Source organism: Corynebacterium sp. MSK195 (assembly GCF_030228885.1).
In the GTDB taxonomy this organism is placed as follows: Bacteria; Actinomycetota; Actinomycetes; order Mycobacteriales; family Mycobacteriaceae; genus Corynebacterium.
This window is the reverse complement of the sequence record NZ_JASPGT010000003.1, coordinates 213,363-229,633: the sequence shown is the minus strand read 5'-3', so window position 1 is coordinate 229,633 and position 16,271 is coordinate 213,363. Positions and strand designations below refer to the sequence as shown.

Annotated in this window: 12 protein-coding genes; 3 read left to right on the top strand and 9 right to left on the bottom strand. The window is 52.5% G+C overall.

Features of this window, described 5'->3' with window-relative positions; translation table 11 throughout:
* The first annotated feature begins 324 nt into the window (after positions 1–324).
* Positions 325–2,280, top strand: coding sequence for a DNA cytosine methyltransferase (locus tag QP909_RS04600; RefSeq protein ID WP_200435148.1), 1,956 nt, complete (start codon positions 325–327; stop codon positions 2,278–2,280).
* On the opposite strand, the gene QP909_RS04595 is transcribed toward QP909_RS04600, so the two are convergent.
* The 7 genes from QP909_RS04595 to QP909_RS04565 form a co-directional block, all read right to left on the bottom strand.
* Entirely contained in the window at positions 2,277–3,557 is a 1,281-nt protein-coding gene (locus QP909_RS04595) for an ATP-binding protein (RefSeq protein ID WP_200435149.1), read from the bottom strand. The two genes, QP909_RS04600 and QP909_RS04595, sit on opposite strands and share 4 nt — an antisense overlap.
* Entirely contained in the window at positions 3,557–4,321 is a 765-nt protein-coding gene (locus tag QP909_RS04590; RefSeq protein ID WP_284766324.1) for a DUF6339 family protein, read from the bottom strand. Before QP909_RS04590 ends, QP909_RS04595 begins: the two co-directional genes overlap by 1 nt.
* The gene (locus tag QP909_RS04585) at positions 4,322–5,227 is read right to left on the bottom strand and encodes a hypothetical protein (protein ID WP_200435151.1); all 906 of its coding nucleotides are present in this window, start codon (positions 5,225–5,227) and stop codon (positions 4,322–4,324) included.
* On the bottom strand, positions 5,220–7,199 hold the full coding sequence (locus QP909_RS04580) for a hypothetical protein (protein WP_284766323.1): 1,980 nt from the start codon (positions 7,197–7,199) through the stop codon (positions 5,220–5,222). Before QP909_RS04580 ends, QP909_RS04585 begins: the two co-directional genes overlap by 8 nt.
* Before the next feature lie 3 nt (positions 7,200–7,202).
* Positions 7,203–8,195, bottom strand: a complete 993-nt coding sequence (locus QP909_RS04575) for a PD-(D/E)XK motif protein (protein WP_284766322.1) — start codon at positions 8,193–8,195, stop codon at positions 7,203–7,205.
* 2 nt (positions 8,196–8,197) lie between these two features.
* Positions 8,198–10,948 carry a Z1 domain-containing protein gene (locus QP909_RS04570; RefSeq protein WP_284766321.1) on the bottom strand — a complete coding sequence of 917 codons (2,751 nt, stop codon included), beginning with the start codon at positions 10,946–10,948 and terminating at the stop codon, positions 8,198–8,200.
* A gap of 130 nt (positions 10,949–11,078) precedes the next feature.
* The gene (locus QP909_RS04565; RefSeq protein ID WP_200435155.1) at positions 11,079–11,510 is read right to left on the bottom strand and encodes a (deoxy)nucleoside triphosphate pyrophosphohydrolase; all 432 of its coding nucleotides are present in this window, start codon (positions 11,508–11,510) and stop codon (positions 11,079–11,081) included.
* A 133-nt stretch (positions 11,511–11,643) separates the two neighbouring features.
* Here QP909_RS04565 and QP909_RS04560 point away from each other — a divergent pair, with 133 nt between their 5' ends.
* Positions 11,644–12,990 (top strand): YjiH family protein, encoded by a 1,347-nt coding sequence (locus QP909_RS04560; protein WP_284766319.1) that lies wholly within the window; start codon positions 11,644–11,646, stop codon positions 12,988–12,990.
* 8 nt (positions 12,991–12,998) lie between these two features.
* Here QP909_RS04560 and hutG read toward each other — a convergent pair whose 3' ends face one another.
* Positions 12,999–13,931: a formimidoylglutamase gene (gene hutG, locus QP909_RS04555; RefSeq protein ID WP_284766318.1), complete on the bottom strand. Its 933-nt coding sequence runs from the start codon at positions 13,929–13,931 to the stop codon at positions 12,999–13,001.
* A gap of 11 nt (positions 13,932–13,942) precedes the next feature.
* Entirely contained in the window at positions 13,943–15,328 is a 1,386-nt protein-coding gene (locus tag QP909_RS04550) for an amino acid permease (RefSeq protein WP_284766317.1), read from the bottom strand.
* A gap of 186 nt (positions 15,329–15,514) precedes the next feature.
* Here QP909_RS04550 and QP909_RS04545 point away from each other — a divergent pair, with 186 nt between their 5' ends.
* A complete protein-coding gene (locus QP909_RS04545) occupies positions 15,515–16,222 on the top strand; it encodes an IclR family transcriptional regulator (protein WP_005323462.1) in 708 nt (235 codons plus the stop codon).
* Positions 16,223–16,271: the final 49 nt, after the last annotated feature.

The window sequence follows — 16,271 nt, the reverse complement described above, 5'->3', positions numbered from 1 at the left end:
CGGAAACCGCTAAGTTATTCAAAACCGCCAACCATAAGATTACGTTAAGTAATTCCCAGAATACGATTGGAGTGACACAACCGTCACTCAGATAAATTTATTCATCTATCGGGTGGAATCCATCAGTGGAATTGGAAGCGTCGGATGTTGAAGTATTAATGGGGTATTAATCTGTGGTTTGCAAAAGATTGCGGGCTACTGATGGGGGTGTCGCACAAGCGCTGGCGCGACAAAGCGCCAGGTCTTCGCTCTGTTGTCTGGATATGGGTGTAGATATTGAATCTAGATTGGTGGGAGAGGCCTTTGACTAGCTAAATTATTCATGTGAAAACTGTCGACGAATACGCCGTCAAACAAATCCGCGGCCCCTATGTGAAGCTTCCGAAGCATCCGGATCACTGCGAGACAGTCGATCAGCTTTTGGAATACGCCAAGAGGAGGAAAGCAGAGGGAGCAGTCCTCGGCGTCGATCTTTTTGCTGGCGCCGGAGGCTTGAGCCAAGGGCTAACTAACGCGGGCATTGAAGTTGTGCTCGGAGTCGATCACTACGACTACGCAGTCGAGACTCACGCTGCTAGATTCCCTGGAATTTCAGCAACTTGGGATCTATCAACTCCTGAAAGCGTTGAACGAGTTGCCTCTTTGATGAAAGAAACTGACATCGATGTCTTAGCGGGCGGACCGCCATGTCAGCCTTTTTCTAAAGCTGGGCGTAATGGCATTCGCTATCTTGTTGAGAAAGGTATGCGTGATCCTGACGATCAGCGTCGAAACCTTTGGCGTGCGTATTTGGAAGTAGCCCTCCTTGCTCGTCCGAAAGCCGTTGTCATGGAAAATGTTCCAGACATGGCTTTGGACGATGAAATGTTCATCATGCGAAGCATGATTGAGGAACTGGAACAAGCCGGTTACAGCGTTGAAAGCCGTGTTATTGATACATGGCGTTACGGGGTTCCTCAATTCCGCCAGCGCTATATTCTTGTAGCTCTTAGAGACAGCGTTAAATTCGATTGGCCAGAGGAAGTAACGAAAAAGGTTACTGTCTGGAATGCAATTGGCGATATGCCTGAAGTAGAAGGTGGTTGGCGTCCTGAGGGAGGCGCTGATGGATGGATTGAATATTCAGGTCCGAAGACTGAGTTCCAGAAGTATATTCGCCGAGGTGTTTCGAACGCGGACGCTAGCAGGCTCTACGACCACATCACACGACCTGTACGTGAGGATGACAAGCTCGCTTTTGAAATGATGACTTCAGATACGAAGTACTCGGATCTTCCAGCTCATCTTCAGCGCTATCGATCAGACATTTTTAACGATAAGTACAAGCGGCTAGACGAAAATGATCTTTCAAGGACGATCACTGCGCATATCGCTAAAGATGGCTATGGTTTCATCCACCCACGCCAGTCTCGGACTCTAACCGTACGTGAAGCTGCGCGACTGCAGACCTTCCCAGATGACTTCCGCTTCAGCGGTCCGCCGAGTGCTGCTTTCAAACAAATTGGTAACGCCGTCCCAGTTCGATTGGGCGAAAATATCGGAAAGTCTGTACTCGATTCTCTAGAGCGAAATACGAGTAAGCCCTATGACTCAATCGCGACCTCGGAAACCCTTGCTAAGTGGTACAATGAACAGCCCGAAGCTAACCTCATGTGGCCGTGGATTCGAGAAGGCAATCGTTGGCACGTTCTGATCTGTGAAATCTTCCTAGAACGAGCAACGCGCGGTCAAGTCCAAATGTTGTGGCCATTGATTCAAAGTTTGGAAGGACCAACGCGGGAATCTGGCGTCCCGGAAAGCTCTTTTAGGACGGTCGTGGGTGTGTTCCAAGGCGAGCGTTTTGAGAAACGTCGTGAGAAGTTCTCACAAATCGTAGAACAAGTTAACGAAAAACCTGCAGAGTTTTGGAAGCCAAGCATCGATCCTGACGTATTTCCTGCGACTAATCCTGCGCTACGAAATATCCTTGAGCTCTCCTCGCCTGATGCCGGTGTGGAAGGTAAGAGCGAAGAGCCGGTTATCGTCGCGAAGGGTGTTTTGCGTGTTACATCGCGTTTTCAGGGAACCGATACAGAGTCACGTAACAAACAATCCGATGGGCGAATCAGCATCGCAAGACTGCTTGGCCTAAATGAAAATTCTCGCAGTGCTCATTTGGCTCTGTTCGAATTAGGTAGAACCGTGTGCGTAAGTGAAGGTCCGCGGTGTAGCTCGTGTCCCTTGCAGCGGTGGTGCGAATACGCACGCACTGCAACGGGCTCAGCTGACGTTCTCTTTTAATCGAAACCGAGGTGCTTCGCTAGTTCCGGCATTTCAGCCTTGAGGAGCTCAGAGATTGCTTCCAAAGCCTTGAAGTTACCGGTTCTAGCTGCCGCGGTTCGGAGAGCTAGGCCGATAGATTCACCGGACTCACTTCCACCAAAGTCAGGTTTGAATTCAGGCAGTTTTTCCTCGTCTACCAGTTTCCGCGCGTTCTCACGACGGTAAGCAGCGTCTGCTGCAATGCAAAGCTCATTGACTGGCCTTGCAAGCATTTTGCGTAACTGGCCCGGAAGATTCACCCGCATTTTGGCGACATTGATGTTGAACGCGTCGTCAAGGGTGGTGCCGAAATCGACAGATGCCCGAGCCAGCTTGGTGTGCTCATCAATCGTGCGGATTTTGGACCATCCGCCCCATTGGACCAAGCGGTCAGCTCGATAGATATATAGACCTTGCTGCTTGTTCCATTTGTCGATACCGGAGGCAGCATCGAAAGCTTCGCGAGAACTAAATTCGCTTCGCTGGGGTAGAAGGAATCGCCTGACCGTGACGGTGCCTGTGATGTCACCGTGTTCGATTTCAAATTCGTCTGAATCGAGCTCCTGAGTGTGAGGCTCGGAGCGTGCAAAAGGATCCCAAGGATTCAGCGATTCTCCGTTAACTTGAATCTCCACCTTTGCGTAGGCTTCGCCGGAAAGGAATCGGTGGAAAACCATCGACAAGTAGGAAGAAAGTTTTGGAGCAAGGTTTTCGATACGGCGCCTTGCCCAACCACTGTCAGGAGACTTGGCTGGCAGCAGTCGGTCTAGTTTGTTCCATATGACGAACGTTCCGCTTTCACCGAAGTGCTCAGCGGCGAGAGCAATTACTTCTTCCTCTTCACTGTGATCAAGTGTGACCCAGTCGTCGACTGTCTGGATGAAATCCAGATCAAGAATCCTTGCTTGGAGTGGAGCGTTGCTCGACTTACTGATGACTGAAAGACGCTTGCATTGCGAGAGCGATGCTGTCTTCAGGCCTAGGCCGTAACGGCCCAGTTCTTGGTCGGCATAGCTACGTCGGCTACCAAATCGCATAGCTTCGTCGATTGCTTGCGCAGTCATTCCATCACCGTCGTCTTTAATGATGACTGAGGAATTTTTGCCGTCGAATTCGATATCGATTGCTATCTTTGTGGCGCCGGCAGCAATTGAGTTATCGACAATATCTGCAACTGCAGATTCAAAGCTGTATCCGATATCTCTCAGGGAGGTAGTCAATCGGCGTGCAGAGGGAGCGATAGAAATCTGATTCATTATTCCTTTGTCCGCTTTTCGTTCTCGTATTCAACGCAGGAATTTTCGATCACTGGAATTAGTAACTCTCGCAGTTCGTCTTCCTTGTAAAAATCAAAGTCTATCAATGGCACTAGGCGCCGGACGTGTAGAGCGGCCAGACGCATGACCTCGGAGCGAGCAAGTTGCGTGTGATGCTTGTAAACCTCATCGAAAGCCGAAATGATTGCGCGCGCATTTATAGGATTGGCAGACAAGCTCGGACGCTCCATGACGCCTACGGCTTCGTCCTCACCAATCTTTTCGTTAAGGGTCTTTCCTAGCGTGGCTTGTCGCCACCAGAGTTTACGGAAAACATTTCGGTCACCGCCGAGCCAACGCTCGAAATCATACTTTGCATCGACATTTGGGTAGCGCCAAGCAGCTATGTCAGGAAGCAGCGCTAGAGTTAGAAAGTTCCAGATCTCTCCGTTCGCTGCTTCGGCGGGAACTAGATCAATACTGTTGTAGAGAATGTCAGCCGCTGGTTGGTCGAAGCTTCTTACCGCCTGACGCCCCAATTGCTCTGGAAAACCAAGTTCGTTTGCGAGCGCAACAATTTTCTTTCGTACCTCTGACAGCTCCGACTCTTCGACGAGTAAGGTCGCAAGTGGATCGTGATACTGCATTTCATGTCGCGTGGCGGCAAATTGCGTAAGTTCACTTGGGTCGTTAAATCGAGAGAAATCCCCGATTAACGAAATGGCGACCGAGTTGGTGAGTCGTGGGAAATACGTGATTGCCATTTATTTGGATTCCTTGAAAGTAAACGCTTGGACAGTCGCGAAAAGGGTGGATGGATCGTTGGCGATGTCGGCGTATGGCTTCTCCGGGAATAGTGCCTGGGCGAGATTGAAAATGCTTTCTGCCAGCGAGCCAGAAAACAGGCTATGACTTTCTAAGTTTTCGATTTCGTCCAAGCTTGGAGCGCGCAGGAGAAGCTGCGTAACAATGTCGGTTTGGAGATAACGCTCCCACATCTGTTTTTCTTTGCCAGAACCCTTTTCAAGCATTCTGCGGCTAGTGGGGTGAGCTGTGTTGATGAGGATTCTCAGGCCTGCTTGAACAGGCAGGAGAACGTCAGGAGAAACCTGCACTTTCCACATTGCCATTTGCGGGCGAATTCCGGTTTCTTTGAAATCCAGGGGAGTGATGGACATTTGTGACCCATCGCCCTCTAACCGAATCCGAAGTGGATAGCTGGCCCATAGGCGCGACCCAGGACGCTCTGGCGGAATTAAGTCCTCGTAGGCTACGCCTGGAGTCTCGAGGTCGACGTTGATTGCAATCTGAAGTTCTCCGCCGAGCAACAAACTGTCCAGCTCAAAGTGCAGCGTATTTTTGCCATCATGAAGCGATTGGCGAGGGCTTGCACCGCGTTGCCTAGTCTTGTTGCAGGACCAAGAGATTAGCCCTGAATATTCCGGTAAGTCTTCATCAGCAGCGAAAGAAATGAACCCCGCTTCCTTGGTAAACCGCTCGAAGTCGAAATCTAATTCTGCGAAGACTTCCACTTTGGATTCATAATCCCAAGTCGGGAGCTCTTCCGTTTTGCTGTCGAATGCTTCTCCGTCGATTACGACCTTGAAATCAATTATTTCGATGGAGTCTTGGGAAGGACGGTTGTAGCCAAAACTGACTGCGTTACTCATCTGTGCTTTCTCCAATCACAATCGAATTAGGTTTTAGGTTGTACTCGAACTCAAATCGAAGTGAGACGGCGGTGTCGTTTGGTTGCCAAACGTCGACTAGCAACGAAGCCTCTGGCGATTCGAGCAGGATCGGTGCATCAGCGGAAGCTAATGCATTTGATGCTGTATTTTCTTCGTCTGCCGTAAAGGCAATCTTTTCAATCTTCGGAACAGGTACGCCTAGTTTCGACAACTGTTCGTAAAGGTCACCTTTATCGGAGTTTACTGCGGGTTGAATCGTCAATCCCGCGGGCAGTTTACTAGACGGAATTTGTACATCGACGCTGAACGTTGTGTGCTTTCCGCCTTCTGCCTTTCGAATGGAATCGATTTCAGAGTTTGCAGTCGCGCGCGAGGAGGATTTCTTGCGTTGAACAGTTTTCAGCTTTGGCTTGATATAGCGGTTGCTGGTACCGCCTTCTGCATTAGAAATTAGCGTGCCTAGGGAACTAGACAGTTCCGCCGCTGAGCGAAAGTGTTGGCTTCGAGTGGGACGGGCATTCTCAAGTCCGACTGATTGAAGCATTTCTCGCAGTCTCGTGAAGAAGACACTGACAGGGTTGTTTGTGCTTCCCCAAAACTCTTTTAGAAGCTCTACATCGTGGGCAATCGTCTCACGGTTCCACTGGTGGTGCGCAGCCGGCTCGCTTCGGGCAAATACGCGGTCAGCCTCGGGGTCTGCCAAAAAGACTCCACAATACGGTTTTCCGTTTGCAGCTTCTGGAGCTTGGTAATATTCGACGACCATTCGGGGATTTCGCAGCGTGGCAACGTGGTTGGAAATATCCTGTCCGATGACAGTTTGCTCAGAAGAGATTGCATCGTTCAAACTCACGATCGCCAGCGTGCCTAGATCCTTCTTAGGACGCTTGCCCGAAATCGTCGTTAGACGACCAAAGTAGCTGTTATTCCAGACATTTGACGGCGGCTTTGGATTAGAAACTGCCTCTGAGTAGGCCATTACAAAAGGACGGAGGCCTTGATCCTTTTTTGGGTCGGGAATTTTCATTTGCTCACGCTTGTAGGAAACACTGAATTCGATCGGATCCATACCCGTGTCGATATCAATCATGTGTGGCCAAGCCCAACGAGTAAGGGAACTTGCGATTTGTTGAAGAACAATGCGGCCGCTGTCTAGGCCGGATTTAACCTGGTCTTCTTGGACAGAGAGATCAGGATTCAAAATCATGATTGAAGTACCGGTCTGCCGATCTTCGGTGAAGTAGCTGTCGAGGCCCAAAACTGCTGCAATTGCATCGGCAATTTGGCCTGTATAGGGTTCAGCAAACTCGGTGCGGTCAGTGCCGGTTTCCTCAACGGCGTGCTCTCCCCACCAGTGCCGGCCGGTGTAAGCGATATTGTCAGCTTGAAAGTCATCGGCATTAGACATGGCGATGAGTCGATTAACACGCTGACCATTTTCATCGATGGTTCGCGTGTAGACGACGATAGTCTTAACTTCGCTGGCGATGAAGAAGACGCCTTTGCCGAAGCCGTAAGTACCACCGGCTACCTTCTTGGTGTCGCTTCGACCGATGTTCCTAACGAATGAGTTGAAATCGGTAGGTCCGTCTACCGCAGCTGTTGCAATACTCGGGCCGCGAAGCCCGTACGTTCCAGAATCGCTAACAGTCAGTGCGGACAGACTGCCTGACTCAAGCGCGGATTCAAGCTGCGGAATTCCGACAAAGTCATTGCCAAAGACATCGTTCTTTAAACAATCGATTTGATGTTGGTTCAGCTCTACAAAATCGATCGCGAAAGTGACGCCGTCATCGTGGGATGCACGATCGCGGGCATCCCAACTGTTTTGCAAAGTCTCGCGGGTGAACATGTCCCAAGCAGAAAGAGCCTGGCTTTTCATCGTTCGAGTTACGGAGTTTGCGTAGACATCGCCGGAAGGATCGAATGGCTTTTTGTGGTGAAAAGGCATGAGTTACTTAATGAATGAGGGGATTGGCCGGTATCCAGGGATAGAACTTGGGCCGGCTAGGTCAATTTTGTATTGGAGGTCGGAGATTCGGTTCGCGGGGTCTTTGACCTCCACTCGTGGGAACTCCTCAGTGATTTCAAATTCATGGACGTCAACCGCGAAATAGTTATTGAAGGCTTTCGAATGTGCTTCATCGAAAACATCTATCCCGAGGAGGTACATTTTTTCAGTGAAGCTTTCAATATTGAAAGCAGAGTATGTCTGAAGCTCCTCAACGAGGGACGGAATCGATAGCGCTCCGTCAGGATGGCGATTGTATCGACGAAATACGAGGTATAGCGGTTTATTGTTAGGGGTTTCCAGCTGGTTCCTGCCGTGGATAGATACCAACATTCTGTCCGCAGATGCCGTTCCCTTGCACTCAATCGCGCAGTCGTTAAGCAGGAAGTCGTGACGCGTCTTTTCTGGGCCGTACCAAGATTCGACGGCATTGGGCACTTCATCATGAAGCAAACCGAGCAGCACTTCTAGTTCGCAGAGGAGCCCAACTTCAACCTGCGGATCGATAACGAACTGCTTATCGCTGGAGAAGAAGTGACGCCACTTCGCAAGGAAAGCCGACACATCAGTGATTGATGCGTTTTCTTTCCCGTCGAGGAAACCTAGAAGCTCATCTACAAAGAAATAAAAGATGCTTCGTTGATTCAAATCCCGAAGAATCAGTCGTGCTTGGAAGTCGGTGTCGATTCCATTGTTGACGACCTTTCGACGAGTCAGATGAATTGCCTTGCTCTTCCTGTCATCGACGAAGGTGTCGAATTCCTCCTGGGAAGTAGGTATAATCAGGCCAATTTTTCCCGAGTAATCGGAAAAGCATTGAACGGCGCCGGCAGAAATTTCTACACCAGTACTTAGTGCCCATTCCTCGCCATTGTTGAGGTTCTGATCCTTCGAAACCGCCTGAAATAGAAATTCTGATTTGCTCAAAACTGACATTTCTAGGCCTCCTCACCTTCGATAGCTTGAAGAACTTCGCTTTCAGCTTCGGCGACTTGTTCCATGGTTTCGGCATCGAGGAAGTCCTGGGCGCTTACATATTCAGCGTCAGGATCTGGGTTGCTCGAAGTCGGGAAGAAGAGACCGATGCCGATCATTACGTCCTCAGCATTCAAATCCTTACGTCGATTTCTCGGAGTGATGAGTTTTCCAACGTTTTTGCCGGACTTGTGTACGAAGTCGGACGACTGACTTGTCTTTGAATCTGGATCGATGGCATAGATGCCTAAATGGGCGACGTCAGTGCCTACAGCTGCTTCGTACGCTTTCAGGAGTTTAGTTTCAGCTTTGGTCGACTGTGTTTCAAACTCGTCGATTAGTTCCTGCAACGCCGGCTTATCCAGATCGGCACTATTTAAGCGATCCAGCGAACCGACGAGGGTCTTAATGTTAGCGACATCCGGGCTTGCTGAAACCACCATCTGGGAACGATTGAGCAAGTTGAGTTCGCTGGTCAATCCTAAATCGATGGATTTAGGATTGTCTGAGCCAGACCTACCGAAGAAGGAAATATCCCATGCTCGGATAGAGCCTGTTGAGTGTTCCTTCTTGATATATGCCTTGAGCAGCTCCGCATTGTTTCGGCCAAGAGTGGATTCCTCGTAGATGGCATATTCGTCTAGGAATTTTTCAACGACGCTTGGAGGGACTTGTTTGAAGAACTTAGTACCGTTCTTCTTTTGATGCTCTTTTAGACCCTTGCCTTGAATGTCCTGGACCAAGGATTCCGACGCTTGAATATTTTGGGATAGCCAGTCTTTATTCTTGTGGCGGAAGAGAATCGTCTGGACTTTCTGGCCTGAATAACTGACTACTGCTGGGCGACTATTCTGCTGCTTTGCACGAGCCGTAACTTCCATCGACGGATGCGTGCGGATTCGGGCTTGGAATGTAAGCGGGGTTTCGCCGTCATCGGCGTAACGCGCTAGATCCTTTCGCAAGTCCGCTTCCACCAAAGCAAGGTCATGGAACCAATTCTCGAGATCTTCGGTCATCCAAATTCGCGGAAGGTCACCGTATCCGTTTCTGAAACCGAACCAGCGTCCCATCTGAAGAAGGGTGTCGTAGGCAGTAGCGTTTCGAACGAAATAGCTGCAGACGAGGCCTTCTAGAGTCAGACCTCGGGACAAAGTATTGCCGCCGACTGCAATAACAGTCTTCGGCTTCCCGTCTTCGTATTGAAGTCGTTGCTCGGATATACCATTGTCCATTACTACTTCAGTTGCTTTGAGGGCGTCTGAAATTTGTGGCTTGATTTCCTCAAATGTCAGAGTCTCGTATCCCAGTGCTTCTGCGGAAACTTGCTCGGTCTCGTAAACCCATTGTGCTTCGAGAAGCTTAAGCATCTCTGGGTCGTCCTGCGCTCGCGCGATGAACTTCACTTGTTCTTGAACTAATTCGTGCAAGATCTCATGGGCAGCGGTGCGTACTGCAGTGTGAATCAGCATCGATGAATGCGCATCTTTTTGCCCACGCGCACGGCGAGCTGCAGTGGCGAGGATAAACCAGCGAATTGCTTCATCGAGGGACTTAGGAATTTCAGGCTCCCAGTTTTCGAAGCCCTTCTTTCCACTTGGAGGTCGTGTCGCACCGATTTCATCTTCGTCGATCGTCCGCACCATAGACAGACCATCCAGCTCTTCGGCGTCTTCGCCATTTAGTGGCTCACGGCCAAAGATAGTCTCTGTGCCGAAATATCCTTCCGGTTTGGGTAGTACATGGATGAAGTCCTTTGGATAGAGATCAGTGGTGTCATTTGGATCGATAAGGATATTGGCAAAAGGAGTCGCTGTATACGCGACGTATGCCGTCTTAGGATTCCGCAGAAGCGTTTTGATTTGGGCGTTGATTTTTGAGGCTTCGGCTCTGGCCTTGGGGGATACATTGATAGAAGCCTGATCAGATTCGTCGTCGATGACGAGAATAGGAAGATCTTTAGTAGCAATTTTTGCGCCCTGGAGGAAATTATTCAGAGCAGTAAGAATATGGCCGTTCTTCTTCACAACTGCGATATGTCGGTTCGCCGGCGCCCCAAGAAGGGTATCCGAATTCCGATTGTTCGCGTTGAACTGCGAAGCATTGAAGTCGCTATCGATATCGGTGAGTTTTACCCAGTTCGGTGTTTCATCGATGAGTTGTTCATTGATACGTTTCTGAGTCTGAACACGGAGATTATCCGTCATACCTGCCAGGACAATGATTAGCCTGTATCCGATATCTGCGGCCTTAGAAATCAAAGATATGAAGTTCGTAGTTTTGCCGCTTTGAACGAAGCCGAGTACTAGGCCACGGACATCGAACGTATCTTCAGCGGGCGGCCGAAGTGAGCAAAGCACTTTGCTCGATGCTTTGTCGACTTCGTCGAGCGCACTGCCGAGTTTGGGTTGAAGTACTTCCTTTACATGCGGCCAATAAATGTGGTTGTCGTAGTCTGGGCCGTCATACCAATCGCCGGAATCCACTTCATCCTGAATTAGGGAGTCGACAGCCTTAAACTTTGAGATTTGCCCGGCATTCTGGAGAAAGATGATTCGTGCTTCGTTGAGGAGCTCTTCTGGGGGCTTGACGAAAGGATTGTTGGAAATCCTTTCTACTGCCGCATCTACAGAAACTCCCGTACGGACGGCATTTCGAATTTCTTCTAAAAGCCATTCGATTTTGAGGTCACGGGCAGTAGTCGAATTATCAGTCATTTTTTCTCCGGGGAATTGGTGAGCAAATTTAGCAAACTTGCTTTAAGACAATTCAAGATTAGCGGTGGTTTAAATAGCCCACAGGCAATTATTCAAATTATTTTGTGGCCTTTTCTACATAATTATTTTGCTAAATAAACACTGTTTGCTTGGGCGGCGTTGCCCAGAGCTGCTCTACCGCAGGCACGTCCGCCGGAGCCCACTCGAGTTCGAGGGCGTCGGAGATGTTGACCCAGCGCGTGGCGTCGTGGTCGGTGAGACTGAGATTGTCGGCTAGCAGAGAGGCGGTGGTGGTGCAGTAAAAGGTGGTGAGCTCGATGGTGGCGAAATCGTAATGGTGAACGGTGGTCGTTACTTCTTCGCCGACGGTGGCTGAAATGCCGAGTTCTTCCTTAAGTTCGCGCGCGAGTGCTTGTTCTGGTGTTTCGCCAGGTTCGATCTTGCCGCCGGGAAATTCCCACATGCCAGCAAGGGAAGTGCCAGGCTTCTTGCGGAAGGCTAAAAGCTGTGTGCGTTCTTCATCAACGAAGACGGCGCCAACGACGCGAATGGGGTTAGACATGACTCCATTGTGCCTTGGATCTCGGAAACATCTAGACAGTGAGCTGTTACTTAGATAACATATCCCCAATGTTCGCGTAAGGCTGTCACGCGGGCTTGATTTTTGTATGCAAGCTTGAGGAGACGGTTTTACTGTGACTTCTACCGAATCTGTCTACACCTCGCACCAGAGCCATGACGGGGAAATCCCGCAGCCTGGGGGACGGTGGAAACTCTTTTTATATAGCGCCATCGGCGCGTTCGTATTCTTCCTGCCGGTGACGTATCAGGATAAGCGCTCCATTCCTTTGGACCACATGGTCACCATGGTGCGCGAGGGGATTCCAGCGGCGGTGCCGTGGATTATCTTTGCTCTTGCCGTCTATGGCACGGTGCGCAGTTTTACCACCGGAGCGTTTAAGGAAAGTGCGCTGCAGGCGGTCTTTGCGGTGCTCAACATTGTGGGTGCGGTGATCTCTTTCCTCATGGTCATCGATGCGCTGCCGTGGGTGTTGGGCGATGAAGACCTAGTGCCGTTCCTGTGGAATTCCATCGCGATTCCGGTGGGGCTCATCGTGCCTATCGGTGGTGCTTTCCTGGCGTTTCTCATTGGCTTTGGCCTGCTGGAATTTGTCGGCGTGCTCATGCAGCCCATCATGCGGCCGCTGTGGAAGACGCCAGGACGATCCGCCATTGACGCGGTGGCCTCGTTTGTGGGCTCGTACTCGCTGGGCATTTTGGTGACGGACCGCGTCTACCAAAAGGGCGGCTATACCGGGCGCGAGGCGGCCATTATTGCCACCGGCTTTTCGACGGTCTCTGCGGCCTTCATGGTCATTGTGGCCAAGCAGCTTGACCTGATGAAAATCTGGGGCACCTACTTTATTGTCACGCTCATCGTGACCTTTGTGGTGACGGCCATTACCGTGCGCATTCCGCCGCTACGCACCATTCCAGATGAGTACTTTGCAGAAGCACACCCAGACCCGGAAAAGCCGGTGGAGGGCTCGCGCATCAAGAACGCGTGGCGCGAAGCAATGCTGGCATTGCAGCGCGCGCCGTCCTTGTGGGAGTCCATCTGGGAGAACCTGCGCGATGGCGTGCGCATGGCGGCGGCCATCGTGCCTTCCATCATGTCGGTGGGCCTTATTGGCCTACTGCTTGCGCGCTTTACGCCCATCTTCGAGTGGATTGGCTACCTGTTTTACCCATTCGCGTGGGTGGTGCAGCTGCCGGAGCCGGTACAGGCCGGCAAGGGCGCGGCCATGGGTATTGCGGAGATGTTCCTGCCCGCCACCGCGGTGGCAGACAGCGACAACATGGTGGTCAAGTTCGTCATCGGCGTGGTGGCAGTCTCCGCCATCATCTTCTTCTCCGCGCTGGTGCCGTGCATCCTGGCTACCAAGATTCCGGTGAAGCTCACCCACCTGGTCATCATCTGGTTTGAGCGCGTGGCGCTGACCATCCTCATCGCCACGCCGATTGCCCACCTGCTGTTTTGAGCTAAGCGCTAGGCCCCGAGGTGGGCCGTGACGATGTCATCGATAAGCCGCGCCGCTGCCTTGGCGGTGCGGTTATCTATGTCAAAGGTGGGGTTGAGCTCGACGACGTCCACCAGGGCTAGCTTGCCCGTTCGCGCAATAGCCACGGCCATGGCGCGGATGCGCTCGTAGCTGACGCCTAGCGACGCCGGGGCGGATACGCCCGGCGCGGTGGATGCTGGCAGGACGTCGAGGTCGATGGATAGGTGGACCTTGTCCTTGCCCTCGGTGGCTCGGGCGGCAAGCTCGCCGCATTCGGCCGGGGAGAGGTTGACCAGCTCTTCGTCTAGGGTGATGGCCACACCGAGGGACTCGGCTTCGTCGAAAAGCACCGCGGTGTTATTGGGGCGGGAGATGCCCAGCACGGTGTAGTCGAAGTCATCGGTGAGCTCCGAAATCTGCTTGAACGGGGTGCCGGAGGTGGCGTGGTCCGCGCGGCGTAGATCGAAGTGGGCGTCCAGGTTGATGATTTTGGTGGCGCCTACCGCGCGGTAGAGGCCGCGGTGGGAGCCGAAGGCGGTCTCGTGACCGCCGCCCAGAATGATGGGGAGGGTGCCGGCTTCGACGAGTTCCTGCACCTTATCGGAGAGCGCATCGTGGGCGCCTTCGAGGTTGTCGGCTTGGGTGGTGATTGTGCCGGCGTCGGCAAGCGCATGCGCATGGTGTACCGCCAAGGAACCCAGCGCGGAACGCAGTGCGGCCGGGCCTGCAGCTGCACCCTGACGGCCGCCATTGCGCAGCACGCCCTCATCGGAGGCAAACCCTAGGAGGGTTACGGGGGCGGGGGAGTCGGTGGATTGATTGATAACGCTATGCCAGCGCGCGTGCTCTGGTCCCGGGCCATCGGAGCGGCCGGACCATTCGGGGGCGAGGGTGAAAAGTTCAGCTTTTTCAGTGTTCATGGTTTTCGATGTTAGGCGGAAACGACGAGTTCTTCTGGCTCTTCGGTGGGTTCATCCTCATGTGTTACTTCGTACCGGTTGGTGAGGAAATAAACCGCCGTCATAATGGCGATGAAGGCCACACCCACAACGAGGGAAATGCGGTATTCCTCTTGCCAGACCATGATGCCGAAGGTCATGAGGATAAATGCGATGGACAGGTACTGACCATAGGGCCAGAAGGGAACTTTGTATTTGAGGTTCGCTACGTCTTGTGTGCTCATTCCGCGCCGAGAGTATAGGTGAGCGAGCAGAATCATAAGCCAGACAAACACGGTGGCGAAGGTAGCTAACGAGGCGATGACCTCGAAGACATTCTCCGGCAGGAGGGCATTGAGGATAGTGCCAATGATCATGGTGGCGATGAGGATGATGGTGGTCATTACGGGTACGCCACGCACTACCTTGGACATGAACTTAGGGGCGTGCTTTTGGTGGGCAAGGCCAGTGATGACGCGTCCTGCACCGAAGAGGTCGGCGTTAATGGCCGATAAAGCGGCGGTAATGACCACGAAGTTGAGCAAACCTGCGGCCCAGGAAACGCCAAGGGTATTAAAGATTTGGACGAAGGGGGACTGCTCGCCGGTGATGTCGCGCCATGGGGTGATCATGAGAATGACGGCGATGGCAAGGACATAGAAAAGCAGGATGCGCATGGGCACCGTATTGATTGCTTTGGGGACGGATTTTTCTGGGTGCTGGGCGGCGCTGCCGGCAACACCGATGATTTCGGTGCCGCCAAAGGCAAAGAGGACGAGGATGAAAGAAGCGATCATGCCCGTGGGACCGTTGGGGAAGAAGCCGCCGTCGTTGACGAGGTTGACGGGGCCGGTGGTGTGGGCATCAGAAAGCCCAAAGGCTAATACCGCAAGGCCGCCGGCAATCATGGCGAGTACGGCGCCGACCTTGATGATGGTAAAGGCAAATTCTAGTTCACCGAAGGCCTTGACGGTGGCGAGGTTTGCGCCGCCCACGATGAGCAAGGTGGCTGCAACCCAAACCCACTGCGAGACGTCTGGGAACCAAAAGCGCATATAAACGCCGATGGCGGTGAGGTCCGCAAGCGCTACGATGACCATCTCAAAGGCGAACATCCAGCCGGTGATGTATCCGGCCCATCCGCCCATGAACATGCGGGCGTAGCCGGCGAAGGAGCCGGTGATGGGGTGGCGAACGGCCATTTCGCCTAGGGCGCGGAGCATGAAATACACCACCGCGCCGGCGAGGAGATAGACGACGAGGACAGAGGGGCCGGCGGCTTGGATGGCGCCGGCTGAACCATAAAACAGTCCGGTGCCGATCGCGGATCCAAGGGCGATGAAGTGCAGGTGCCTGTGTTTAAGGCCGTGTTGGGACATGGCATCTCCTAACGTATGAAAGGTTTTATGTAGTCTAAGTCTCCATTTGTTAAAAGTGTGGTCTGCAGCATATTTACTTGTCTGGAATTTCAGACTTGGGGTCGTGTGCTGCACTGATAACCGCCGCCATGGTGTTTAAAATTGCCCTCCGTGAGTACCAACAGAGTCCCTGCGGCGCGTCATGCGATGGAGATTCTCAAGCTGTTATCCACCATCGACGTCCCTATATCCGCCGCCCGCATCCAAGGTGAGCTCAACCTGCCGCGCTCATCTACGTACCACCTGCTGGCGGAGATGGTTGATGCTGGTTTTGTAGCCCATTTGCCGGAACACAAGACGTATGGACTGGGTCTGGCGGCGTATTCCATGGCTTCGGCCTATGTAACGCAGCAGCCCTTGGTGCGCATGGCCACTCGGGATTTGGAACAGTGTGCGGCGCTGGTGGGTGGATCGGGGCACCTGTCACGTATGGCAGGCTCGGAAATCTTGTATTTGCAAGAGGTGCGTGCGGTGGGTGCTACCTCCTTGGTCACTGAGGTGGGTGTGCGCCTGCAGGCACATAAAACGGCGTCCGGGCGCGTGATGCTGGCGCATCTGCCTGATGCGGAGGTGCGCGCCGCCTTTGATACTGCGGGAGGTAGCGGCTTTGCTGCATTGAAAAAGCGCTTGAGTTTGGTGGCTGCACGCGGGTGGGATCAAGAGATCGAAGAGATTACTCGCGGTCAGGCCTCTGTAGCGGCGCCCATCCTGGATCACTTGGACCGCCCTGCAGCGGCGGTGGCGGTGACGTATCCGGTTGGGACGCCGGATGTGAAGGTGGACGCCGCTATTCGGGCCTTGCTAGAGGTATCGGACAAGGTCGCGGCCAAAATGTACCGCAATCGCAAAAAGTGAGGTAGCATACATTCATCGCGTTAGGCTGTCGCGCGACACATCACAATTG